General features: G+C 56.4%; 19 protein-coding genes. 9 read left to right on the forward strand and 10 right to left on the reverse strand.

What is annotated here, in order from left to right; all coding sequences use genetic code 11:
- Positions 1 to 168: 168 nt before the first annotated feature.
- The 4 genes from QEN43_RS11255 (at position 169) to QEN43_RS11270 (ending at position 6503) form a co-directional block, all read left to right on the forward strand.
- A complete protein-coding gene (locus QEN43_RS11255; RefSeq protein WP_051331918.1) occupies positions 169 to 1380 on the forward strand; it encodes a sialidase family protein in 1212 nt (403 codons plus the stop codon).
- A gap of 46 nt (positions 1381 to 1426) precedes the next feature.
- On the forward strand, positions 1427 to 1909 hold the full coding sequence (locus tag QEN43_RS11260) for a TlpA family protein disulfide reductase (RefSeq protein WP_051331917.1): 483 nt from the start codon (positions 1427 to 1429) through the stop codon (positions 1907 to 1909).
- A gap of 374 nt (positions 1910 to 2283) precedes the next feature.
- Positions 2284 to 4863: an ATP-dependent chaperone ClpB gene (gene clpB / locus QEN43_RS11265; protein ID WP_026611390.1), complete on the forward strand. Its 2580-nt coding sequence runs from the start codon at positions 2284 to 2286 to the stop codon at positions 4861 to 4863.
- Between the two features lie 281 nt (positions 4864 to 5144).
- Positions 5145 to 6503: a sigma-54-dependent transcriptional regulator gene (locus QEN43_RS11270; RefSeq protein ID WP_051331916.1), complete on the forward strand. Its 1359-nt coding sequence runs from the start codon at positions 5145 to 5147 to the stop codon at positions 6501 to 6503.
- Between the two features lie 185 nt (positions 6504 to 6688).
- Here QEN43_RS11270 and QEN43_RS11275 read toward each other — a convergent pair whose 3' ends face one another.
- Positions 6689 to 7396 (reverse strand): MgtC/SapB family protein, encoded by a 708-nt coding sequence (locus tag QEN43_RS11275; RefSeq protein WP_026611389.1) that lies wholly within the window; start codon positions 7394 to 7396, stop codon positions 6689 to 6691.
- Positions 7393 to 9756, reverse strand: a complete 2364-nt coding sequence (locus tag QEN43_RS11280) for a penicillin acylase family protein (protein WP_026611388.1) — start codon at positions 9754 to 9756, stop codon at positions 7393 to 7395. Before QEN43_RS11280 ends, QEN43_RS11275 begins: the two co-directional genes overlap by 4 nt.
- A gap of 97 nt (positions 9757 to 9853) precedes the next feature.
- On the opposite strand from QEN43_RS11280, the gene rph reads away from it, so the two are divergent.
- Positions 9854 to 10582, forward strand: coding sequence for a ribonuclease PH (gene rph, locus QEN43_RS11285; RefSeq protein WP_026611387.1), 729 nt, complete (start codon positions 9854 to 9856; stop codon positions 10580 to 10582).
- 197 nt (positions 10583 to 10779) lie between these two features.
- Here the strand turns inward: rph and QEN43_RS11290 are convergent, their stop codons facing one another.
- Positions 10780 to 11358 (reverse strand): beta-class carbonic anhydrase, encoded by a 579-nt coding sequence (locus tag QEN43_RS11290; protein WP_026611386.1) that lies wholly within the window; start codon positions 11356 to 11358, stop codon positions 10780 to 10782.
- 124 nt (positions 11359 to 11482) lie between these two features.
- Here QEN43_RS11290 and rdgB point away from each other — a divergent pair, with 124 nt between their 5' ends.
- Positions 11483 to 12088: an RdgB/HAM1 family non-canonical purine NTP pyrophosphatase gene (gene rdgB, locus QEN43_RS11295; RefSeq protein WP_026611385.1), complete on the forward strand. Its 606-nt coding sequence runs from the start codon at positions 11483 to 11485 to the stop codon at positions 12086 to 12088.
- Positions 12089 to 12098: 10 nt separating this feature from the next.
- Here the strand turns inward: rdgB and QEN43_RS11300 are convergent, their stop codons facing one another.
- From QEN43_RS11300 to rluD, 3 genes are read right to left on the reverse strand one after another with little or no spacing between them, the layout of a single operon-like run.
- The gene (locus QEN43_RS11300) at positions 12099 to 12932 is read right to left on the reverse strand and encodes a ZIP family metal transporter (RefSeq protein ID WP_051331915.1); all 834 of its coding nucleotides are present in this window, start codon (positions 12930 to 12932) and stop codon (positions 12099 to 12101) included.
- A 3-nt stretch (positions 12933 to 12935) separates the two neighbouring features.
- Positions 12936 to 13670, reverse strand: coding sequence for a peptidoglycan editing factor PgeF (pgeF, locus tag QEN43_RS11305; RefSeq protein WP_026611384.1), 735 nt, complete (start codon positions 13668 to 13670; stop codon positions 12936 to 12938).
- Complete coding sequence (rluD, locus tag QEN43_RS11310) at positions 13667 to 14614, reverse strand: 23S rRNA pseudouridine(1911/1915/1917) synthase RluD (RefSeq protein WP_036269160.1); 948 nt, start codon at positions 14612 to 14614, stop codon at positions 13667 to 13669. Before rluD ends, pgeF begins: the two co-directional genes overlap by 4 nt.
- A gap of 57 nt (positions 14615 to 14671) precedes the next feature.
- Between rluD and QEN43_RS11315 the strand changes: the two genes are divergently transcribed.
- The 3 genes from QEN43_RS11315 to QEN43_RS11325 all read left to right on the forward strand — a co-directional run bounded on the left by QEN43_RS11315 (position 14672) and on the right by QEN43_RS11325 (position 16987).
- On the forward strand, positions 14672 to 15517 hold the full coding sequence (locus QEN43_RS11315) for an outer membrane protein assembly factor BamD (RefSeq protein WP_036269158.1): 846 nt from the start codon (positions 14672 to 14674) through the stop codon (positions 15515 to 15517).
- Between the two features lie 39 nt (positions 15518 to 15556).
- A complete protein-coding gene (locus QEN43_RS11320) occupies positions 15557 to 16492 on the forward strand; it encodes a carbohydrate kinase family protein (protein ID WP_051331914.1) in 936 nt (311 codons plus the stop codon).
- 135 nt (positions 16493 to 16627) lie between these two features.
- Positions 16628 to 16987, forward strand: coding sequence for an RNA recognition motif domain-containing protein (locus tag QEN43_RS11325; RefSeq protein ID WP_317964075.1), 360 nt, complete (start codon positions 16628 to 16630; stop codon positions 16985 to 16987).
- A 212-nt stretch (positions 16988 to 17199) separates the two neighbouring features.
- Here the strand turns inward: QEN43_RS11325 and QEN43_RS11330 are convergent, their stop codons facing one another.
- The 4 genes from QEN43_RS11330 to pstC all read right to left on the reverse strand — a co-directional run bounded on the left by QEN43_RS11330 (position 17200) and on the right by pstC (position 23046).
- Positions 17200 to 19047: a hypothetical protein gene (locus tag QEN43_RS11330; protein WP_051331913.1), complete on the reverse strand. Its 1848-nt coding sequence runs from the start codon at positions 19045 to 19047 to the stop codon at positions 17200 to 17202.
- Between the two features lie 385 nt (positions 19048 to 19432).
- Positions 19433 to 20380: a phosphate ABC transporter ATP-binding protein PstB gene (gene pstB / locus QEN43_RS11335; protein WP_317963251.1), complete on the reverse strand. Its 948-nt coding sequence runs from the start codon at positions 20378 to 20380 to the stop codon at positions 19433 to 19435.
- Positions 20364 to 21674, reverse strand: coding sequence for a phosphate ABC transporter permease PstA (pstA, locus tag QEN43_RS11340; RefSeq protein ID WP_026611377.1), 1311 nt, complete (start codon positions 21672 to 21674; stop codon positions 20364 to 20366). The genes pstB and pstA overlap by 17 nt, the downstream gene beginning before the upstream one ends.
- Positions 21667 to 23046 carry a phosphate ABC transporter permease subunit PstC gene (gene pstC, locus QEN43_RS11345; RefSeq protein ID WP_026611376.1) on the reverse strand — a complete coding sequence of 460 codons (1380 nt, stop codon included), beginning with the start codon at positions 23044 to 23046 and terminating at the stop codon, positions 21667 to 21669. Before pstC ends, pstA begins: the two co-directional genes overlap by 8 nt.
- Positions 23047 to 23093 lie beyond the last annotated feature (47 nt).

Here is a 23093-nt window from a genome sequence, read left to right on the forward strand (position 1 = left end):
GCTCGATTTCTGCGTGAGATTATTTGACCAGCGGTGTGAAATAGCCGCCATGCGTGAAATCGCGCAGTTTTTAACTGAAGTATCGCTTCGCTTTCCGACGGATTGAGCGCAAACCGGCTATTCGACGTAAGGGTAATGTTCAGTCCATTCGAGCGACAAACGAGTCGAATGAGACCTGCGTCCCTCGTACGCAACCGAACCGCCACGCTGTGTTTCGGGGTTTTGTCCATAGCTGTTCTGTCCGGCTGTGCGTCGCTGGACTCGGGAACAAAATCGTTGCCGAAGAGCTTCGAACGTTATACCCGCATGGACATAAAGCTCCCCGTTTCCGCGGCTTTTGGCCCGGATCGACGACTGTGGCGCGTCGTGTCAACGAATGAGCAGGTCTATGTCGACTTTTCCAGCGATTACGGTAAAACCTTCAGTCCGCCGGTCGCCGTCAACCGTGAGCGCATGCCGATCAAGGCGCAGAGCGAATACCGTCCGCAAATCGCCGTCACCGCTTCCGGCCGAATTTATGTCGCCTATCCGGCCGTCGGTCCGCAACCCTGGACAACTTATCTCAGTGTCTCCGAGGATCAGGGCCAGCATTTCGGAACACCCGAGCCTTTGAGCGATCAGGCACAAACCGGCAACTCGTTTCAGACCCTACTGGCAATTGACCCCGAGGATAACCTGCACGCGTTCTGGCACGATGAGCGCGAGGGTGCCGACGAAGCGCGGGGCAATGATATTTTCCACACCGTTCTGGATGCCCAGGGAAAAACGGTTCAATCGAATCGAAAAATCGTGAACGATGTTTGCAGTTGCTGCCGCCTCGCCGTCGATTTCGATACCAATGGGAAACCAGTCCTGATCACCCGCTTCATCTATTCCGACAATGTCCGCGATCACGGTCTTGCAAAACCCGAGGCCGGCCGCGCGGAATGGTCGACGACGCGGGCCACAAACGACGGCTGGAAAATCGAAGCGTGCCCGGTCCACGGGCCCGCAATTTCCATCGCCCCTAACGGACGCTATCACATCGCCTGGTTTACCCAGGGAACGAAACGTCAGGGCTTGTTTTACGCTTTTTCCGACGACCGGGGCCAAAACTTCTCGGAACCCATGGCCTTAGGCCGGCCTGACCGACTACCGGGACACCCCGACGTATTGGCCGTCGGCGATCGCGTGGTCCTCGCCTGGAACGAGTTCGACGGACAAACGAATCGGGCGATGATCAAACAGTCTAAGGACGGCGGACAGACCTGGTCCGAGGCCGTGGTAGCGGCGGACTCGAGTTCCGAAGTCGATTTTCCATTCCTCTTGACTGACGGGTTAGCGGTGTTTCTGTCGTGGAATAGCCAAGACAAGGGTTACCGCTTGATTCGCATCGATTGACAAGAACCATTCCTTTTTCCTTTTAGACTTCTCAATGCATACCGTTATGAAAAAATTATTCGCGGCGCTTTGCCTCTTCTTTATGCTTCTCTCGGCTCCACTGTTTGCGGAAAATCAGACGCAGCTGTACAAGGCCGGCAGCCTCGCCGAGATCTTGAAAGCCCGACAAGGAAAACCCTTCATTCTCATGTTCTGGTCCCTGGATTGCGCTAGCTGCATGAAGGATTTGGACGCCTTGGCGGCTTCGGTTAAGAAGTATCCCAAGCTCGATCTGGTGATGGTTTCCACCGATGATGCCGAATTCGCCGGCGAAGTGAGCGAGATGCTGGCGAAACACAAGCTTGGCCAGGTCGAATCCTGGATTTTCAGCGACTCCAACGCCCAGCGGTTACGCTACGAAGTAGACCCGTCCTGGTACGGCGAACTGCCCCGCAGCTACTTCTACGATGCGAGTCACAACCGATTGCCGGTCAGCGGTGCAATCACGACCGAACATATCGACGCCTGGGTCGCCGCTGTCAACCCGTAAACGTCGTTCTGAGAGCGGAATTTTCCAACGGTTTCGGACCACTTTTCACCGCTCACCGAGGACCTCGGACAGCCTCTGTGAACGAACCGAATCGAGTGTTCCATCGTCGGGGTCGATCGATTCACACTCGATTCGGTCTTAGGAAACATCGTCCTATTCGCCGTACGATTCATCTGGTTTTCACCAAACGGGGCGAGCCTCGGTATCGAGGCGGCAATCGATAGCGCCCGACACTGTCCGTTTACCCCAAAAAGCCGCCGTTCCCATTCGACTCGTCGGTACTCGAGCTACTGTACGGTCCAGCTTGAAAATCGCGTTGGCAAGCCTTACTTCCTAAATCAGTAGAAACATTTAACCGACAAAGGCACCACTCAATGCGAATGGACAAACTCACAGGCAAATTCCAGGCAGCCTTGGCCGACGCTCAAAGCCTGGCGTTGGGGCGCGATCATCAGTTCATCGAGCCGATTCACGTCATGGCTGCGCTGCTCGACCACGAAGGCGGCACTGTGCGCTCCTTGCTTTCGCAATGCGGCGTCAACGTGAATCAGTTCCGAGCTTCCTTGGACGAGGCGCTGAATCGCATGCCCCGCGTGGAAGGCATCGGAGGAGACGTTCAGATCTCTAACGAACTCGGCCGGCTGTTGAATCTGACCGACAAGCTGGCGCAAAAACGTGGCGACGCTTACATCACCAGTGAAATCTTTGTGCTCGCGGCCTTAGAAGACCGCGGCCAACTCAGCGATATGCTCCGGAGAGCGGGCCTCGATCGCAACAAGCTGGAAAACGCTATCGAGAAAATCCGGGGCGGCCAGAAAGCGGATGATCCCAATGTGGAAGAACAACGGCAGGCGCTGCAGAGATTTACCATCGATTTAACCGAGCGAGCCGAACAGGGTAAGCTCGATCCGGTTATCGGGCGCGACGACGAAATTCGCCGCACCATCCAGGTGCTGCAGCGGCGTACCAAAAACAACCCAGTCCTCATCGGCGAGCCCGGTGTCGGCAAGACCGCCATTGTCGAGGGACTGGCTCAACGCATCGTCAACGGCGAAGTGCCGGAAGGCGTCAAAGGCAAGCGCTTGCTGGCTCTGGATATGGCAGCCCTGATCGCGGGCACCAAATTCCGGGGCGAGTTCGAGGAACGCATGAAAGCGCTTCTGAACGAAATCGCGAAGCAGGAGGGCAAGATCATCCTCTTCATCGATGAGTTGCATACGCTCGTCGGTGCGGGGCGGGCCGAAGGCGCCATCGACGCCGGCAATATGCTCAAGCCTGCCTTGGCACGCGGCGAACTGCACTGCATCGGCGCCACCACCCTAGACGAATACCGTCAATACATCGAAAAGGACGCCGCTCTGGAACGGCGCTTCCAAAAAGTGCTGGTGGACCAACCCAGTGTAGAGGACACCATCGCCATCCTACGAGGACTTAAGGAAAAATACGAGGTACACCACGGCGTTACCATCACCGACCCCGCGCTCGTGGCGGCGGCGACCCTGTCGCATCGCTATATCACCGATCGCAATCTACCGGACAAGGCCATCGACCTGGTAGACGAGGCAGCCAGCCGCATCCGCATGGAAATCGATTCCAAACCGGAAGAAATGGATCGCCTTGACCGCCGCCTGATTCAGCTCAAGATCGAACGCGAGGCTTTGAAGAAGGAATCTGACGAAGCATCTCGGCGGCGCCTGGAAACTCTGGAAAGCCATATCGCCGAGCTGGAAAAGGAATACGCCGAATTGGAAGAGATCTGGAAGGCGGAAAAAGCCGCCTTGCAGGGTACCACGGCCATTAAGGAACAGTTGGAACGTGCCCGTCTTGAACTTGAAGCCGCACGGCGTGCCGGCGACCTGACCCGTATGTCGGAACTGCAATACGGGGTAATCCCGAAATTGCAGAAGGAACTGGACCTTGCGACTCAGGCCGAGATGCATGAAACCAAGCTGCTGCGCAACAAGGTCACGGACGAGGAAATCGCCGAAGTGGTCTCAAAGTGGACCGGCATCCCGGTTTCGAAAATGCTTGAAGGCGAACGGGAAAAGCTGCTCCACATGGAGGAAAACCTAGCGCGTCGGGTCGTGGGCCAACAGGAAGCGATCAAAGCGGTGTCGGACGCTATCCGCCGTTCCCGCGCGGGTCTTGCCGATCCTCGCCGCCCCAACGGTTCGTTCCTGTTCTTGGGGCCTACCGGCGTGGGCAAGACCGAGCTGTGCAAAGCCTTGGCCGAGTTCTTGTTCGACACCGAGGAAGCGATGGTGCGTATCGACATGTCGGAATTCATGGAGAAGCACTCGGTTGCCCGCCTGATCGGGACTCCGCCAGGTTATGTCGGTTACGAGGAAGGCGGTTACCTGACCGAGGCGGTCCGCCGCAAACCTTACTCGGTGATCCTGTTGGACGAGATTGAAAAAGCCCATCCCGAAGTGTTCAACATCCTGTTACAGGTGTTGGACGACGGTAGGCTCACCGACGGCCACGGGCGCACGGTGGACTTCCGTAACACTGTCATCGTGATGACTTCGAACCTAGGTTCCGACCGTATTCAGGAGCTGGCTGGAGAGGAGAACTATCAACGGATGAAGGCGGCGGTCATGGATGTGGTGACCCATTATTTCCGACCCGAGTTCATCAATCGTATCGATGAGGTGGTCGTTTTCCATCCTCTGGTCAAGGAACAGATACGGGCAATCAGCCGGATTCAGATCGGCTATCTGCAAAACCGCCTGGCCGACCGCGACATCTCGCTCCAAGTCAGCGAAGCGGCTCTGGACAGGCTTGGAGAGGTCGGGTTCGATCCGGTTTACGGCGCGCGGCCGTTGAAGCGCGCCATTCAGCATCAGATCGAGAATCCCCTGGCACAGGATATCCTGGCCGGCAAAATCGCTCCGGGGGATACCGTCAGCGCGGATGTAGAGGACGGAAAGATCGTCTTCCGCAAGGCGGCCTAAAGCTCGAAAACCTCCGATTTCGGCACAGGGAGGGCCGTCGGAGGCTCATCAAAGCATCTCTAGAGAGCATTCTCTTCCGCGTAGTTCTTGCGCCGTGGCATAGAGCCTGAGATTATATGACTAGGACCGGTGGTTTTCAGGCCGCGGTGTCTTTTCGTACCTGGTGCCACCGTATTTGCTGCAACCCCAAGACATACCGGTGACAGGCTTCCGATCTATGGATTCCGAGAATCCACAATGCCCGGCAGTTCTAAAGACATGTGAACCAGGAAGGACGACATATGGATATGCGTAAGGTACTGTGCTTCAACTTATCGGCCGCTCGCAACGAATCCCTCGACGCTCTGCGGTCCCTGGAATGGACCCTTTTTTCCACAGGAGATCTAAACGAAGCAAAAGATCTCATGGATCATCACCGTTTTAAGGTCGGGATGGTTTTCTTCGGCGCCGATCTGCCAAACGACTTGTCCTCAGTCAAAGATCTCGTCACAGCACGTCGTTCCATGGAGTGGATTGGCTTGTTAGCTGCGGGAACCGCAAACAGACCGGACCTCTGCGCGTTGATTTCAAGCTACTTTTATGATTATCACACATTGCCCGTGGACACTGGCCGCCTGCAACTCACTCTCGGCCATGCCTTGGGCATGGCCGACATGCTGGAACGCGCCGCCGCTTCTTCTCCAACCTATAACTATCGGGAAGAATTGATCGGCTGTAGTCCGGCAAGCCTGAGACTGCTCCGTGCCATCAAGAAGGCGGCAGCCGTCAGTGTTCCGGTATTGATCGTAGGAGAAAGCGGTTCCGGAAAAGAAACGACCGCTCTCGCTGTACATCGGGCCTCTGCCCGGTGCGATAAACCTTTCGTCAAGATAAGCTGCGACGGATTGCCGCCCGAGGTCATTCGATCGGAGCTTTTCGAGCCCGGCAAGGGGGGTATTGAGGCCGCGACCGGGGGTACGCTGTTTTTGGATGACGTCAGCCATCTGACCGAGGACCTGCAATCCGATCTGCTCAACTTTCTGCGGAACGGCACCCTACCATTGGCCAATGGCACCAGGAAAACGCCGGTCGACGTCCGAATCATCGCCGCGACCCAGGACAACTTGGACCATCTCGTAGCAGACGGGCGCCTCCGTGACGATCTTTATCACCGGCTCAAGACACTCGTCATCAACGTTCCACCGCTTCGCGAGCGCCAGGACGACATCGAGCTTCTCGCCAAGCACTATCTTCGCTTGTTTTCCAATGAAGGCGGCAACGCCATCCAAAACTTCGACCCCGAGGCTCTGAAAGCGATGCGTTGTCATAACTGGCCCGGCAATATTCGAGAGCTGATCAACCGGATCAAACGGGCTAAAGTCATGTGTGAAGGCTCTTCAATAAGCCCGAAGGACTTAGGTCTTAATGATTTCCATCAAAGCTTTAGCCGAATCTTCGATCATCCCATGACTTTGGAAGAGGCCAAAGACCAAACCGAGAAAGAGATCATTCAGGCAACGCTCCAAGCCACGGAAAACAATATCTCTCGAGCGGCGCGGCAACTGGCAGTGTCCCGCATGACGCTCTACCGTTTGATGTACAAACATCAGATCAGAAGCCATTGGGTCGGGGAAAATTTGGGCATCGCTGCGCAGGAGTGAGTTTTTCGCGCTCCGCTTCAGAGCCTATCGACGAACACGTCCGGTCGGGCTGATTTCAAGTCCAAGGCTGTCCAATACAAAACGGCGCCCCGTAAAGGGGCGTCGCGGTGACCTAAAACCCGAGCGCGAGCGGAGTCCGCGGTTGCACTTGTGGGCTTTACGCGTACCCAGGCCGCGCGAGCCCGCTATTCTCCGACCGGCGACACACTGAACTCCAGCAGGTCGGATTCTTCTCTGAGCCTATGCGCAAGCCGGCTGAAGTGGGTTTTATTGTAGGTGTGGATGACCATGGTGTACTCGAAGGCTTGGCCGCTATCCACGAGACGGTAGCTCATACCAGCCACGCGCGCATTGTGTTCGCCGATCAAGGCGTAAACCGATGATTCGTCAGGCACCGCACCCCTCGCGTATCGCAATTTCACTTGAGCGTATTGCTGGCTTGGCAGCCAGTACTCAATCAATCGGAACAGCGCCAAGGTACCCACGACAGCCCCTGTCACCAGGATTGCCGGATAGTAGAACCCGATGCCGTACAGGATGCCAAGGGCGGCAGTCATCCAGATGGACGCTGCCGTGGTCAGACCCCGGATGGTGAGTTTTTCCTTGAAAATGACCCCCGCCCCGAGGAAACCGATGCCCGTCATGATGCCTTGGGCCATGCGCGTCGGATCGGCTCGGATCGATTCGGACGAAACATCCTTCAACCAAAGCCCCTGATAGGCGGTTAACAACATTAGAAGCGCCGACGCCAGACAGACGAGCGCATGGGTGCGAAATCCGGCCGGACGACCGTGAAAGCTGCGTTCGAGCCCGATCAGGCTTCCGGCCGCCCACGCACTTCCTAAACGGACTGCTATTTCAAGGTATTCTTCGCTTACGCCCAGGTCTGTCATTCCGGAGTCAGGGTCAAATGATGTTTGGCCGCGCCGGGCAGGAACGGCAGAGCGTCGCCTTTGACCCAGGCTGTCTGCTGATCGCGGTAATGCACGGAAAATGGATGTCCTGATTGCCCGCCCGGCATGTGGAGAATACCATCCTCGGCATGGTTCGGCGATACCACCATACGCTCGCTGGCACCGTGACCATCGAACAACACCCGTACGCAGAAGCTTTGACAGCCGCTTGCGGGTACCTCGGGCATGTCCAGAATCCAGCCGGCGAGCGCAAACGAGCGGCTGAACGGATGACTCAAATGGATCCGGTTGATCTGGCCCCAGGTCAGATGATCCAGCTCTATGCCGTGCCGCTGCTTGAGGGCTTCGGCGCTACGACGGAGCGTTTCAAGTAGAAAACCGCGCCAATCGGTATACCGCCGATCCGGTAGCGTTTGCGGAGATTGTTCCTCGAGCAGCGTGCGAAGCGGCGTTTCCTGCTCGCGCCAGTTATAGGTGAACCCCGGATCGGCGGCCGCGCACCGGCTCAGCAGAGGGGCGAAGACGGCTTTTGCGAGACTTCGACGCCATTCGACAAGTAGTGCGATACCGATGCTATCGGCATCGAAGCGGCCATTCCAGCGTTCGATCGCGCGCTTCGCCTCGGCTAAACCTGCATTTTCCGCTTCGCCGCTCAGCACCGACAAAGCCAAACGACGGTAGAACTCAAAAAACTCGCTAACCGTATCGAGTTGTAAAGCGAGCATGTCCTCTTCCGAGATCCGGCTCATTTCCTTAAGCCTCTCGGCGATGCGGTAAGCCCGATAACTGTAGGAAAAATTGTGGCCAATCACATACGGGTATTCCTTGCCCAAGGTACGATTGTTGGCGGTCACGAGAAACCCTTCGTCAGGATCGATCACCCGCGGCAGCTCGTCGGGCGGAATGAAGCCATCCCAACGCGTACGTCCGTCTGCCCAGGAAACGCTGACGCTCCCGTCGAAACCCAGTCGCTTTGGAAAAAACCCCATGTACGTCCATGCGACATGGCCCGCATCGTCGGCCAAAACGACATTCTGGGGCGGTGCGCCGGCGCGGTTCATCACAGCCATGGCCTCGTTCAGCGTCTTGGCACGATCCATATCCAGCAAGCCCAAATTCATGGCCTGGGGGTCTAGCGCGGTCCAGCGTATCGCCACGGGCTGACCGAGTAGCGGCTCGGGCGCGATCGGTCCCCAAATCGTACTCTTGAGCTCGATGGTTTCGGGTTCGCCGTTCTTCACGCCGATAGTCTCGGTCCGGGTCTCGAACGGCTGCCAGCCGTCGGGCGTCCGGTATCGGCCGGGATCCGCGGGATCGAGTTCTATACGGACCAAATCCAGCAAATCGGCGTCCACGTTGGTGAATCCCCAGGCCACACGACGGTTGCTGCCGACGACGACCAGCGGCACCCCCGGCAGGGTAACGCCAGATAAATCCGTATCGCCGTAGAGCAAGCGGGCGCGATACCAAATGTTCGGTACCGAAAGTTCCAGGTGCATATCGTTTGCGACTATGGCGCGTCCGTCGCTAGTCTTAGTTCCGCCTACCGCCCAGTTGTTCGAGCCGATGCTAGGCGCTTCGGGCTCGACTGCACTGCCGAAAATTCGGCTTCCGGCTTCTTCGATCAATCCCGCGATCGATTTTACCGGTATCTCTCGCGCCGGCCGGTGCGAATCCGCGCCGCCCAAAAGCACCGTTGCGTACGGATCGGTATCGGGCGTTAGAAAAGCCGTCACCTCCGGCGGAAGATAATGCTCCATCAGCGTGAGAGTTCGCTCATCGCGATCATTTCCGTTCAGGATCTGAAACATGTTCAGCGCAACCAACATGCTGTCCTCCGGCCGCCAGGTATCGGGTTGATATCCCAGAACGCGGAATTCGAAAGGCAAGGCCTGAGCCCGCATGATGAATGCGTTCACGCCCTCCGCATAGGCCTGCAAAACGCTGCGTTGATCCGCCGGCAGCTGGCTCACGGCGTCCTCGGCCACACGCTCAAACCCATAAGTCCTCTGCCGTCTGTCCAGGTTTACAGCCTCTTTTCCGAAAATTTCGGCCAATCGTCCCGCCGTTTTGCGGCGCATCAAATCCATTTGAAAAAGCCGATCGCGCGCGTGAAGATAGCCCAGTACGCGAAACGCATCCTCGCGCGTTGCGGCGTGTACCGAGGGAATTCCTAATTCATCGGCTTCCACCTCGGCTTTGGAGGAAAGGCCGGGCAGCCCGGCCTCCCCGTTCATGACCGGGAGCGACTGGGCTATTCGGTCGATCTGATAGGCGACGGGCGCGATCACGAATAGGAGCGCAAAACCGAGCAGATATAAGAACCGTCTAGTGTTCATGAACAGTCATCGTTGCCTTTGTTCGGGAGAGCTGGTGCAAAGCGAAGGGGTCTGAATTCGGGTATACTGCCCCGATTTTCGAAGAGTGAGCAATACCATGAGACCGAGCGGACGCCAGCCGGATGAACTGCGAAAGATTGTATTGACTTGTAATTACACCAAACACGCGGAAGGCTCGGTGCTTGTCGAATTCGGCGACACCCGCGTGATCTGCACGGCCAGCGTCGAAGAAAAAGTACCGCCTTTCCTTAAAGGTAAGGGCAGTGGCTGGATCACGGCGGAATACGGCATGTTGCCACGCTCGACCCACGAGCGGATGGGACGGGAAGCCGCAAGAGGCAAGCAGGGTGGTCGCACCATGGAAATCCAGCGGCTGATCGGGCGTTCGTTGCGGGCGGCTCTGAATTTGGAGGCACTGGGGGAGCGGACCGTCACTATCGACTGCGATGTGATCCAGGCCGATGGCGGAACCCGGACAGCTTCGATCACCGGCGGATATGTCGCGCTTTCTCTGGCCATACGCAACCTGATGCAGCAAAAAAAGCTTCGAATCGACCCTATCCATGGGCAGATCGCGTCGGTATCGGTCGGTATCTACAAGGGTGTGCCCGTGCTGGATCTGGATTATTACGAGGACTGCGAGGCCGAAACCGACATGAACGTGGTCATGAACGAGGCCGGCGCCTACGTGGAGATCCAAGGCACTGCGGAAGGTCACGCGTTTCGTCGAGAGGAACTCGACGCCATGCTCGATCTGGCCGGGAAAGGGATCAAAGAGTTACTCGCGCATCAGCGGGCTGCGCTCGAAAACTGTAAAACCGACTGAAGCCGGCTTGCTTTGCCTCAAACTTTCCTTGAAGCAACTTGAGGAATTTCTGATCAAATCCTTCGACAAGCCTGTCCTGAGCCTTTCGACAAACTCGTGACAGGCATGTCGAAGGGCTCAGGATAAACGTTAAGGCATGGATTCCGTTCATGGTATGGGTGGAAAGGCATGAACGGAATCACTCGTTCAAAACTTCCTCAAAGCGGACGCCCGGCAGCCATGGCATCCGGCACTTCCACCAGCTTGCCGGTCTTTACGTCGTAGATGAACCCGTAGATTGGAATGTTCTTGGGCACCAGCACGTGGTTACGGATCCGCGTCACGTCCTCCACGACGCTTTGTTCCTGATTCTTGATGGTCAGCCAGTTGATGTATTTGCCTTCGGTCGATCCCGGCCCCTTGCCGACGTCGTGCCAGCCGCTGGCATCGATGGTGGCGGTTTCCAAGCTGCTGCTCAGCAGGTCTCCCATGATCTCGTTGGTGAACAGTTCCATGCCGCAATCGGTGTGATGAATCACGAACCACTCGCGGGTGCCGAGCAGCTTGTATGAGATCACCAGGGAACGGATCGCGTCGTCGCTGGCGCGCCCGCCGGCATTACGGATCACGTGGGCATCCCCTTCAGAAAGTCCCGCGTATTTAGCCGGATCCAGACGGGCGTCCATACAGGTCAGAATTGCGAAATGCCGCGCAGGCGGCAAAGGCAGATGACCTTTATTGAAACTCCCTGCATACGCTTGATTGGCGCTGAGGACTTCGTTCAAGATTTGACTCATAGCTTTTTCTCCTCTGAGATTGTTATTGTTTGTATTGCCGCCTGCTCGACGAACAGTCGGCACACCGCCCGAAACGCCCTATCCAGGAACGCGATTCGGTTCGCCATCGTGAGACACGCCGACAATGAGAAAAATCCTGCTGGCCAGCAATAATCCCGGAAAGGTTCGGGAAATCCAAACCCTATTAAAAGACGATGACATAACGATCGTACCCCAATCCGCTTTCCAAATCCCGAACATTGAAGAGATCGGATTGACTTTCATCGAGAATGCGATTCTGAAAGCCCGGCACGCCAGCCAGCTGTCCGGTCTTCCCGCTATAGCGGACGACTCCGGTCTGGAAGTCGACGCCTTGGACGGTGCGCCCGGCGTTATCTCGGCCCGTTACGCAGGCCCCGGCGCGAGCGACACGGACAATAATGCCAAACTGCTTCGGGAATTGGAAAAGATTCCTAATGCCGAGCGGACGGCCAGATTCCGTTGTGTCATGGTCTTTCTACGCCATGCCAGGGACCCTAGCCCCTTAATCGGACAAGGCGTGTGGGAAGGAATCATTCTGAACGAGCCGCGCGGCAGCGGAGGCTTCGGTTACGATCCCCTTTTTTTCGTACCGGAAAAAAACTGCACCTCGGCCGAACTAACGCCTGACGAAAAAAACCGTCTGAGCCACCGCAGTAAAGCCTTGCGCGAACTCGTCGCACAACTGTGTGCTTTGCGAAATGAGGGCTAAGCCGATATCCCTAGAGAACGTAGGCCGGACACTTCGACGATGCGGCTCCAAGGGAATGGTCTTTATGAAATTCTTCGCTATAAGCGTGTGCCGAAAAAATCAGCAATACCCCAGCACCGATCATGGCGATTTGCTGCAAGGCGGCGCTGGCGTTAGTGCGCTCGTGCAAACTGGGAATGAGGTCCGCGACCGCCACATAGACGAAGCTCGACGCTGCCAAGGCGAGGAAATAAGGTAGGGCTTCACGCAGATTTTCAAGGCTGTAATAAGCCAGAACGCCGCCCAACAGGGTCGCCAGACTGGAAAGCAGATTGTAAAGCAAGGCCGTCGGACGGCTATAACCGCTTTTCAGGAGAATCGCGAAATCGCCCACCTCCTGTGGAATTTCGTGGGCGAAAACGGCCAGGCTGGTGACTATACCTAAGTGCACATCGGTGAGAAAAGCCGAGGCGATCAGCACGCCGTCCACGAAGTTGTGAATTCCGTCGCCCAATACGATGAGCGTACCGGCAGGCTGATGAAAGTGCTCGTCGGTATGAGTCTCGCAGTCGCCGGCGTGGCAATGCCGCCAAAGCAGCAGCTTTTCCAACAAAAACAAGGCCAAGATCCCCAGTAGAACGGCCGCGAAAACCGTCTCCGACCGCTCCGCACCGACCGCTTCGACGGCGTGGGGCAAGAGATCCAGAAACGCCACGGCCAATAGAGCTCCGAGAGCGAAACTGATGCCGTGCGGCAATATCCGGGAACGATGATGGTCGGGAATCAGCAGAAACAGCGAGGCTGCGATGACACTCAAGATGCCGCCGATCAGTGTAAAAGCAATGATCCAAAAAAGAAGATTCATGTTTTATTTGTATTTTTCGCGCCAGATCAACGTAGCCATACGGCCTGTGATACGGTCGCGGCGATAGGAGAAAAAATCCGCGGCATTGCTGAAGGTACAAAAACCGCCGCCGAAAACGGCCGAAACGCCGGCATCGTTCAGCGCAATGCGAGCGAGGTGATAAAGATCCGCCAACCATTTCATGTTTTCCGTTTCTCGGAACGCGGCAGCGAATCCCGACTTCTTCCGGACGAAAGTATCTCGAACCTCTTCACCGACCTCGAAGGCATCCGGACCAATGGCTGGTCCCAGCCACGCCAGCAAATCGGCGCCCTTGAACGATTCCACAGCCGCCTCGATAACGCCGGCAGCGAGCCCTTTCCACCCGGCGTGCACCGCCGCCACACGATCGCCCTCCTTCGAACACAACAGGACAGGTAGGCAATCCGCCGTCATCACCGCGCAAACGACACCGGGGCGACACGTAAAGGCTGCATCCGCGTTCCGTTCCGAAGATAAGTCCGCTTGGATGACCTTGTTTCCGTGCACTTGATTCAACCAGACCGGTTCCGCGGGTAGGTTCAAGGCCGCCCGAAGAAGACGCCGGTTTTCTTTAACCCGGCGGGGATCGTCCCCAACGTGAGCGCCCAGGTTGAGGCTGCGGTAAAGACCGGTGCTGACCCCGCCGCGGCGCAGGGTGCTTGCCGCCCGAACACCCGGCGGCGCAGGCCAATCCGGTTCGATCCAGAATCGGTTCATGCCTGTTCTCTCAGCACTGCAAGCAAATCGGCGAAATCCGCCGGAAGCGGCGACCGCCATTCCATATATTCACCGGTTGCCGGGTGAATGATCCCGAGCTTTTCGGCATGCAGGGCTTGTCTCTTGAAACTCCGGATCGCGCTGATCTGCTCTGCGCTTGCGCCGGCCGGTATCTTGAGCCGGCCACCGTAAATCGGATCACCGACTAGCGGATAGTGGATATGAGCCATATGAACGCGGATCTGGTGGGTCCGCCCGGTTTCAAGCTTTATCCGCAGCAAGGTATGGTGAGGGAAGCGCTCGGCGACGCGGTAATGGGTAATGGCAGGTTTACCTTCTTCGCGGACGGCAAACCGCTTCCGATCGGTGCGATGCCGACCGATCGGCTCGTCCACCGTTCCGCCGGCCGTCAGAGCACCCTGCACCAAAGCCAGATATTCCCGGTGCACGGTCCGGGCCTGAAGCTGCTCCACCAGCGACTTATGGGCGGTCAAGGTTTTGGCAGCCATCAGTAACCCGCTGGTGTCCTTGTCCAGCCGATGGACGATGCCGCAACGCGGGATCCCGGCCAAAACCGGCGCGTGATGCAGCAACGCATTCTGCAGGGTTCCGTCGCGGTGGCCGGCCGCCGGGTGCACAACCAGCCCTGCAGGTTTATCGATAATCAGGATCGTTTCATCCTCAAAAAGAATCGAGAGCGGAATATCCTGAGCTTCGACCGTTGCGGTCTCTTCCAGCGTGGCGCGCAGAACCACGTGCTCCCCGCCCAGAAGCCGGTGTTTTGGAGGCAGAACAGCACCATCGATACGAACCGACCCGCTCTTAATCCAGCTTTGCAAGCGACTCCTGGAAAAATCCGGAAACAGCTCGCTCAGAGCTTGATCGAGGCGACGGCCGGCCAGGGAGGGTGGAATTTCGGCGGTAAAAATGCGGGTGGAATTCACTTCTATGGGATCGAAAATTCAAGGTATACTGCCCCCGTTCAGATTGCCATTCCGATCATGTCGTCTTCTTTTGATTTTTTTCGGCTCGCGCGCCCTATTCTTTGGCCATTGGCCTTTGCTGCGCTGCTGTTCGGCTGTTCCACTACGCGCGAAGAAAAGGACGAATATGCCGACTGGACTGCAGAGCAGTTCTATACCGAAGCCAAAAAAGCGCTGACGGAAAAGCGGTACGAGAAGGCGGTGAAATTATACGAGAAACTGGAAGCTCGTTATCCGTTCGGTAAATACGCGACTCAGGCACAACTCGACATCGCTTACGCTTACTACAAAAACGACGAGCCCGATTCTGCCCTCGCCGCTGCCGACCGATTCATTAAGCTCAACCCGACTCATCCCAACGTCGATTACGCTTATTATCTCAAGGGCTTGGTGAATTATAACCGAGGCATCAGCTTTGTTGACCGTTTCCTTCCGACCGATTCGTCTCAGCGCGATCCCGGATCAGCGCGCGACGCCTATAAGGAATTCGAAGAGCTGATCGCCAAGTTCCCCAAAAGCCGCTACGTGGACGACGCCAGGCAACGCATGGTGTCACTAAGAAACAATCTGGCCATGTACGAGGTTCATGTCGCCGACTTTTACATGCGGCGAGGGGCTTATCTTGCAGCCGCTAGGCGCTGCGCCGAAATCATCCGCAACTATCAGCGCACGCCGGCCGTGCCCGTGGCGCTACAGATCATGGAAAAAGCCTATCGTAAGTTGGATATGAAGGAGTTGGCCGACGATGCAGCGCGCGTCTACGCATTCAATTATGCCCAGGGCGTGCCCGGCCAGGCGAAAGATCTGGTCTACCAGCCGTCTGTGATGGAGCGCTTGTGGAACTTCATCGGTTTGGAAAAGTAGGACGCAACCTCACTCGGCAGATAGGATGACTTCACAAGGATGAACACTCCTCCCTCCAATATCGAAAACCACGGTATTCAGGTGTTGTGCGTCGGACACGCATCCTATGACCTGGTATTTTCCGTGCCTCACCACCCCGAAGCGGATGAAAAAATCTTCGCCGACTCTTTGATTTCGTGCGGCGGCGGCCCTGCCGCAAACGCCGCGGTAACCGTTGCCCGTCTCGGCTACAAGGCGGCTTTTGCAGGTTATTTGGGAAATGATACTTACGGGCAAATCCATTTCGAGGAATTACAACGGGAGAATGTATCTACGGATCTCGTCGCGCGCGGCACGATGCCTACGCCTTTGTCGGTGATCTTGATAAAGCCAGACGGTAAGCGGGCTCTGGTCAATTACAAGGGCGCTACGGAGCCTCTGCCGGCGAATAGCATCGATTTCTCGAATGTGTCGCCGAAAGTCATCCTGTTTGACGGACACGAACCCCTCCTTTCCGAGCCTTTATGCGCCTGGGCAAAGTCCAAAGCCATTCCCACAGTTCTCGATGCCGGCTCTCTGCACAAGGGAACCGATGCTCTGATGTTCTCGGTGGACTTTCTGGTGTGTTCGGAGAAGTTCGCGCGACAGTGGCTGAATGCCGATGATTCGGAACGAGCGTTGAATCTTTTGGCCGAACGCTCGCCCGCCGTTGTCGTTACGCTAGGCGAACGCGGGCTGATTTGGAGAAAAGGCGCCGAGTCTGGGCGTGTACCGGCTTTTCCAGTTAAGGCCGTTGACACCACCGGAGCCGGCGATGCCTTTCATGGTGCGTTCGCAGCTGCGCTCGCAAGCGGTCAAGACTGGCTGGATATTTTGCGATACGCCAGCGCCGTTGGCGCTCTTTGCTGTACCAAGGCCGGCGCGCGACCGGGCATTCCCTTTCGGGAAACGGTCGAACTATTTTTGAAAAATCAGAGACAATCAGCGAGTTATTGACATCGGACGACTTCCCTTTGAAGCTTATGGACTCTCGGGATATGTTTTGCCTTCCCTCCATTACCGGGTATGGATGGGTTTAGAGGCGGCCAAATTGGCTCCGTAGATGGAGTCGATCATCAGTTCTTGATCTTCGTGCCATTCGTTAAGCAGCTGATGTATTTACTAAGGGAATGGCACGCACGAAGTCATGAACAGGTGTTTTCGATGAATATCTACGTCGGCAATTTGTCCTATCAAGTCACCAGCGAGGAATTGCGTCAGGCTTTCGAGCGCTTTGGCCAGGTTACCAGCGCGAACGTCGTGATGGATAAACTTACAGGTCGCTCCAAGGGCTTCGGGTTTGTAGAGATGTCGGATAAGGCTAGCGCTGAAGAGGCTATCAAGCAGCTAGATGGTGCCGATCTCAAGGGACGTACTATCCGGGTAAACGAGGCGCGCCCTCGCTCGGAAAGCCAATCGAGTTTTCCGCCGCGGCGTGCCCGCCACGTTTGACGGCTAAGAACACGCCGTCTCGACGTTCCAAGGCTTGGAACCCGAGACGGCGTTTTGGCCCCGTTATCCGCCGACTGCCCTAATGTGACGTAGCCGGGATCAGATCGCCAGCCAAATTCGCTTTTGAGCGCCAACCTCCCGTGTACCGCAAAGAGCTTCGAGATATTGTTCTCGCGCGTGTAACTTCGGCTTGCGGACCTCACCAGGGCCTTTCAGGTTAGGCGCTCCACAAGCGCGGGATCGACTTTGCAGCCGCCCAAGTCGGGGTAATCGCGCAGGTTCTGTAAATAGTCGCGATAAGTAGGATGTTGAAAAGCGATACGCTTGATCTTGCCACCCTCGAACTCGAACTCCAGGGCACCTCCCTTGACCAAAGGACTCCCGCTTTTTGTCGTAAATAGCATGATGGCCGAGTTCTTAAGCACTCTCCCCTGCTCGAATGCCGGCCGAGCGCAGCTCAAGGCTTCGATCTGGAGCATCGCAAAAACTTGAGCCAATTGCGCGGCGGTTGCCACGATTCCCGTTCCCGGCACGACGGGAACATCCAACACTTGTTCCAGTCCGAAATTTGCGAGATGGTTTTGCAGCAATACGGTTCCCGTCCCCTTTTCGTTAGTCGTAATCAAGGGGAATAACTGGCGCTCGGTAACCGTCGGGTCGGAGTTTGTCATCGCTGCGACGAGCTGACGCTCCACGGAACGAACCGCGGAAAAATAGCGCTCTTTCTCTTGGGTCTGTTCCAGGATTCCCCGCCAATCCTCCTCGGAATTGACCGGCAATCCCATTTTTTTCATCGTCTCGTAATCCTCTGAGACTAAGCATCCGCCGAAGCTCTTGGTCCGATATTGTTGCAACCGGCTGTAGGGAATATTCTCACTCAGGACTTGCTGTCCCGGCAGGTTATAGTTCTTCCAATCGGCGCTTTTTTCGAGGAAGTAATAAAGCACGGCATTGCGGTCAAACTTGTTGAAGCCAAGATCCTTCATGACGACCTTGAGCTTACGGCAATTGCTCTCGACGTCTTTGTAATCGGTCCAATTCGGCTGAAGGTTCGGGCGCTCGGGATGTTCTGCCTCGGTGATATAACTCAACAAGGTCCCGTCAGCAGGTGCTCCCTGCATTTTCGAGCGCCAAAGCTCGTCAAGAGAAAGGTCTCTCGCATCCGGTAATCCCTCGGAGTTGATCTTCAAAAGGAGAGAAGGGCGCAAGATTCCACGGACACTGACTTCTCCCAGAATCTTGGTGTCGGGTCCCAGAAAACTGACCAACCGCTCTGAGACCTCGCGGATAGCGAACCGGGTTTCACTGACGACGCCACCTTGGTTGTTCAAGTTAACAACTGAGGGAAGCGAATGCGTCTCGCGTCGACTTTGATTCTCGGACGAACCCTGCTGCGGCTGTTGCGAAGACCAAGTCTCCTTGGCCAGCATCCAGCCCGACGCGATCTGCCCCATGAGGGCGACGCCGGTCCCTACCCCGGTGAGCGCCAACATGCCGCTCGCAGCACCGACATCGCTGGCCAACTTCGCGAAATCCATATCGCTGTTTAAGCTGTTGACGAAGCTGAAATCGATTTGGGTGCCCTCGGCCATATCGAGCCTCATCCAGGGCGTCAGATAAACTTTTTTCGCGTTGAAAGTAAAACTGCATTCATCCGCCGTCGTTTGATAAACGAGCGCCGGTACTTCCCGGTAAAGCTTGAGCGCATCATTTCTGATCTGGAATAAGAGCGCGGCGGATGTTTCGCCCTTCTTGTAATTCACTCCAAGGTCCCTGCATCGCATTCTGCGGTTCGCATCGCGCGAGAATTCGAACTCGGAAATCAGCTGAATGTAGAAATCATCGCCCTGCACCATCGCCGTGCCGGGCAAAGCATGAAGCTTTACCGACTCCGTCTCAGGATAATCGATCGAAATTTCCCGTGTTCCGGCACAGCCGGACAAGGCGAGCAAGGCCGCTACGGCAACACCGTTCAAACTAAAATGGCAGGGCACGAGCCATGGTAAAGCGATTAGCCTTCGTATGGCGACGAAGCGCGGTAAAACCTTCGATTTCGGCATGGTATGTCTTGACGCGGATTAACGGACTCGGCCGGATCTTGCAGCCGAAAAGGATAGCGTTGCTGCACTATCGCCGATTGATGGGGCTCAGAAACATGCTTCGGTTCGGAACGAACTGCGCTTCAACGCGGGACTATACCGTGTAGTCGCCGACATATCCAGCCGGTAACGCTAGGTTGCGCAACGAAGCGCTAAGGGGTTATGGTGCCCGCCATCCTTTCTTTTCTGCTGAAAAATAGCATCCCTGAGCTATGACGGCACCAACCCGCCCATCTCGATGATGCGGTAACGGCTCGTTCAATTCGCCGTCAAAACGTTTGACGGTATGTCCTTCGCCGTGAACCGTCATCGCGCCTCCGATCTCAATGCCTCGCGGAGCTCCTTTTCAGCCGAAACGGCCGGTGATGTAATCCTCGGTCAATTGATGACGGGGATTCGTAAATATCTGCGCCGTTTCGCCCACTTCGATCAGCCGACCGAGGTGAAAATAAGCCGTTCGCTGCGAAACACGAGCAGCCTGTTGCATGGAATGCGTTACGATCGCGATGGTGTAGTGGGAGCGTAACTCGTCGATCAGCTGCTCGATTTTGGCCGTGGCGATCGGGTCCAGCGCCGAGCATGGTTCATCCATGAGGATCACCTCCGGGTTGACCGCGATTGCCCTTGCAATGCAAAGTCTTTGCTGTTGTCCGCCCGACAAGCTGGTCCCCGGCTGGTGCAGATAGTCCTTGACCTCGTCCCAAAGCCCCGCGCGCCTGAGCGAGGTCTCCACCACTTCTTCGAGCTCCGCCTTGGAGGAAACCAATCCATGGATACGTGGCCCATAAGCCACATTCTCGAAGATCGACTTCGGAAACGGATTAGGCTTCTGAAATACCATGCCGACCTGGGCGCGTAATGGCACGACATCGAGTGAACCGTCATAAATGTCCTGACCGTCCAGCAAGATTTTGCCCGTGACCCGGCATCCCGGGATGGTGTCGTTCATCCGGTTGAGACATCGGATGAAGGTCGACTTGCCGCAACCGGAAGGCCCGATGAGCGCGATCACCTCATTTCGACCGATGTCGAGACTAACGTCCTGAATCGCATGTTTGTCGCCGTAATAGACATTCACATTGCGGCACACGATGCGCGGATTCGGTGACGTAATTTCGCCGACCGTTTGCGAATATTCCCGGTTAAAGGATGCCTCAGACATCCTCTCACGGGCCTTCGTTCTTGGCGGCTCTCTCTGCTGGGATACAGATGCCTTAAATTCCATAAATGAATTCATACCTCGAACCACTACTTTCCGACCGTTTGATGAAAACGCATTACCAGCGCCGCTCAAAACGTTTGCGGATATAAACCGCCAAGCCGTTCATAAGAATCAAAAATACCAGTAGAACGATAATGGCCGCAGACGTACGCTCGACGAACGCGCGCTCCGGACTATCCGCCCAAAGGTAGATTTGCACCGGCAGTACCGTCGCAGGCTCCAAAACACTGCGCGGGATATCGACGATGAACGCCACCATGCCGATCATGAGAAGAGGCGCACTTTCACCCAGCGCACGGGCCATGCCGATGATCGCCCCGGTCATCATCCCAGGGATAGCGAGGGGCAGAACATGATGGAACACCGTCTGCATCGGCGATGCGCCCACGCCAAGAGCGGCCTCCCGCACCGACGGCGGAACCGCTTTCAAGGCGGATCGTCCGGCGATGATGATAACGGGCAGCGTCATCAGGCTCAGCACTAAGCCGCCGACCAACGGGGAAGAACGCGGTAATCCGAAGAAATTGATGAATACCGCAAGCCCGAGCAACCCGAATACGATTGACGGGACCGCCGCGAGATTGTTGATGTTGACTTCGATGAGGTCGATCCAACGATTACGCGGAGCGAATTCCTCCAAGTAAATTGCGGCGGCCATGCCGATGGGCAAGGAAAGACTCAGGGTCACCAATAGCGTAAACAAAGACCCCGTCACGGCGCCCCAAATCCCTGCCAGCTCCGGCTCGCGCGAGTCGCCCGAGGTAAAAAAGGCCGCATTGAATGACTTCTTGATTCGGCCTTCACCTGCAAGTTTGTCGATCCAGGCGACTTGATAATCTTTAATGCGCCGTTCGCCCTCTGCCCCCGTTCGCTGCAGCTGCCCTTTCACGAGCATATCGACGTCGTCGTCAGCGGGAACCCATACCCGAGCACTCTTCCCAATAAGTTCCGGGTTTGCCAGAACCTGGTCGCGAAGATCATAAGAAGCTGCCGAACTCAAAAGACGATAAAGCGCTCTTTTCTCTTGGCGTGCCGTTACGTCCGGAAACATCGAACTCAGAGTATTTTTCAGGAGTCGGTCATAGTCCCCTTCCATCAGAGTCGCAGGATCTCGCCGCCCTTCGGGATCTATGAGTTCCGGATCGAAATAGACATCCAGCCCTATGAATGTTTGCTGGAAAGCTGTATACCCCCGGGCGATAATGCTCCCGAATAAAAGGGCCACGAAGCATAAACCGAGAACGATAGAGGCAAGGCCGTAAAGTCGGAAGCGTTTCTCGGCCTGCCGCCGTCTTGTCAGGCTGGCATGGACGATATCGATCGTCCGGCGGGAAGACTGACCTGACACTTCACCGATCTCATTCATATTGTTCTCGATATTTGCGCACGACGTGCAGAGCGATGACGTTCAATGCCAAGGTGACCAAAAACAGCATCAGCCCAAGCGCGAAAGCCGCTAGGGTCTTCGGGCTATCGAACTCCTGATCACCCACCAGCAAGGTTACGATCTGCGTCGTTACCGTGGTGACGGCCGCTAGTGGATTGATCGTAAGATTGGCAGTCAAACCCGCCGCCATGACCACGATCATGGTCTCGCCGATGGCGCGGGAAACCGCGAGGAGAACACCGCCCACGATGCCCGGTAGGGCAGCCGGTATGATCACCTGCCTGATCGTCTCGGATTGAGTAGCGCCTAGCGCGTACGCGCCGTCGCGAAGCGATTGAGGCACCGCGTTGATGAAGTCGTCCGAAAGCGACGACACGAACGGAATAATCATGATGCCCATGACCAAGCCCGCAGCCAGCGCGCTTTCCGAGGACACGTCGAGGCCGAACCGCACCCCCAGATCGCGAACGAACGGAGCGACTACCAATGCCGCAAAAAAGCCGTACACCACGGTGGGAATGCCGGCAAGAATTTCAAGAAGCGGCTTGGCCGTGGCCCGGAACCTGGGCCCCGCGTACTCTGACAGATAGATGGCGGATAGCAGCCCGATCGGAACCGCCACCACCATGGCGATCGTGGAAATCAGCAACGTGCCCAGGAACAGGGGTACGGCCCCGAAAGCGCCGGAAGAACCCACTTGATCTTCCCGGATCGCCATCTGCGGGCTCCAGTTCAAGCCGAACAGGAATTCGGTTATGGGCACGTCTTTGAAAAAGCGGATCGATTCGAAAAGAACCGACAGAACGATGCCGATCGTTGTAAAAATCGCGAGAGTCGAGCAGCCGATCAGAAAAATCGTCACCGATTTTTCTACCTGGTTTCGGGCCCGAAACTCCTTGCTGATCCGTTGGCGCGCGTAGGTGGCGCCGGTAATGGCGATGGAAATCGCCAACAGGCTCAGCAAATGGTTGCTCGTTTCCTTGAGGCTAAGATAGTGCTTTGCCGCCTCCACGATCACGGGATCGGGTTCTCCCGCAACAGCACCGCTCGCGACGTTTCGAATGTCATTGACCAGCAATCCGAGTCTATCCGCCGTAACCGAGGTCAAGTCTTGCGGGAGCGAGGAAAGTACCAGCCGAATCACGATCGAATTCTCGAAGGTGATCCACAGGAACAAGACAAGCAGTGCCGGAAGTCCGCACCAAAGCGCGGCGAAATAGCCGTAATAACTCGGCAACGAGTGAAGATTCCTGACCGTTCCGCCAGCGATTTGCAAAGAACGCTGGCGACCCAGGTGATAGGCGGCCGCGCTCAGCAACACCAACAGGAACAGAAGGGTGGATTTCTGCATGCTAAGGCAAGCCCTCGAAAAACAAGCGACCGGGATTGTAACCCGGT

Origin of the sequence: Methylocaldum szegediense, from assembly GCF_949769195.1 — a bacterium.
GTDB classification, from domain to species: domain Bacteria; phylum Pseudomonadota; class Gammaproteobacteria; order Methylococcales; family Methylococcaceae; genus Methylocaldum; species Methylocaldum szegediense.

What these genes read in the sequence shown, in the direction of transcription:
- clpB (WP_026611390.1), top strand. Translation starts at nt 2,284, where the DNA reads ATGCGAATGGACAAACTCACAGGCAAATTCCAGGCAGCCTTGGCCGAC.
- QEN43_RS11280 (WP_026611388.1), bottom strand. Translation starts at nt 9,756, where the DNA reads ATGAACACTAGACGGTTCTTATATCTGCTCGGTTTTGCGCTCCTATTC.
- QEN43_RS11290 (WP_026611386.1), bottom strand. Translation starts at nt 11,358, where the DNA reads ATGAGTCAAATCTTGAACGAAGTCCTCAGCGCCAATCAAGCGTATGCA.
- QEN43_RS11275 (WP_026611389.1), bottom strand. Translation starts at nt 7,396, where the DNA reads ATGACAGACCTGGGCGTAAGCGAAGAATACCTTGAAATAGCAGTCCGT.
- QEN43_RS11300 (WP_051331915.1), bottom strand. Translation starts at nt 12,932, where the DNA reads ATGAATCTTCTTTTTTGGATCATTGCTTTTACACTGATCGGCGGCATC.
- pstC (WP_026611376.1), bottom strand. Translation starts at nt 23,046, where the DNA reads ATGCAGAAATCCACCCTTCTGTTCCTGTTGGTGTTGCTGAGCGCGGCC.
- QEN43_RS11255 (WP_051331918.1), top strand. Translation starts at nt 169, where the DNA reads ATGAGACCTGCGTCCCTCGTACGCAACCGAACCGCCACGCTGTGTTTC.
- QEN43_RS11315 (WP_036269158.1), top strand. Translation starts at nt 14,672, where the DNA reads ATGTCGTCTTCTTTTGATTTTTTTCGGCTCGCGCGCCCTATTCTTTGG.
- QEN43_RS11270 (WP_051331916.1), top strand. Translation starts at nt 5,145, where the DNA reads ATGGATATGCGTAAGGTACTGTGCTTCAACTTATCGGCCGCTCGCAAC.
- rdgB (WP_026611385.1), top strand. Translation starts at nt 11,483, where the DNA reads ATGAGAAAAATCCTGCTGGCCAGCAATAATCCCGGAAAGGTTCGGGAA.
- pstA (WP_026611377.1), bottom strand. Translation starts at nt 21,674, where the DNA reads ATGAATGAGATCGGTGAAGTGTCAGGTCAGTCTTCCCGCCGGACGATC.
- QEN43_RS11320 (WP_051331914.1), top strand. Translation starts at nt 15,557, where the DNA reads ATGAACACTCCTCCCTCCAATATCGAAAACCACGGTATTCAGGTGTTG.
- QEN43_RS11330 (WP_051331913.1), bottom strand. Translation starts at nt 19,047, where the DNA reads ATGCCGAAATCGAAGGTTTTACCGCGCTTCGTCGCCATACGAAGGCTA.
- QEN43_RS11260 (WP_051331917.1), top strand. Translation starts at nt 1,427, where the DNA reads ATGAAAAAATTATTCGCGGCGCTTTGCCTCTTCTTTATGCTTCTCTCG.
- pgeF (WP_026611384.1), bottom strand. Translation starts at nt 13,670, where the DNA reads ATGAACCGATTCTGGATCGAACCGGATTGGCCTGCGCCGCCGGGTGTT.
- rph (WP_026611387.1), top strand. Translation starts at nt 9,854, where the DNA reads ATGAGACCGAGCGGACGCCAGCCGGATGAACTGCGAAAGATTGTATTG.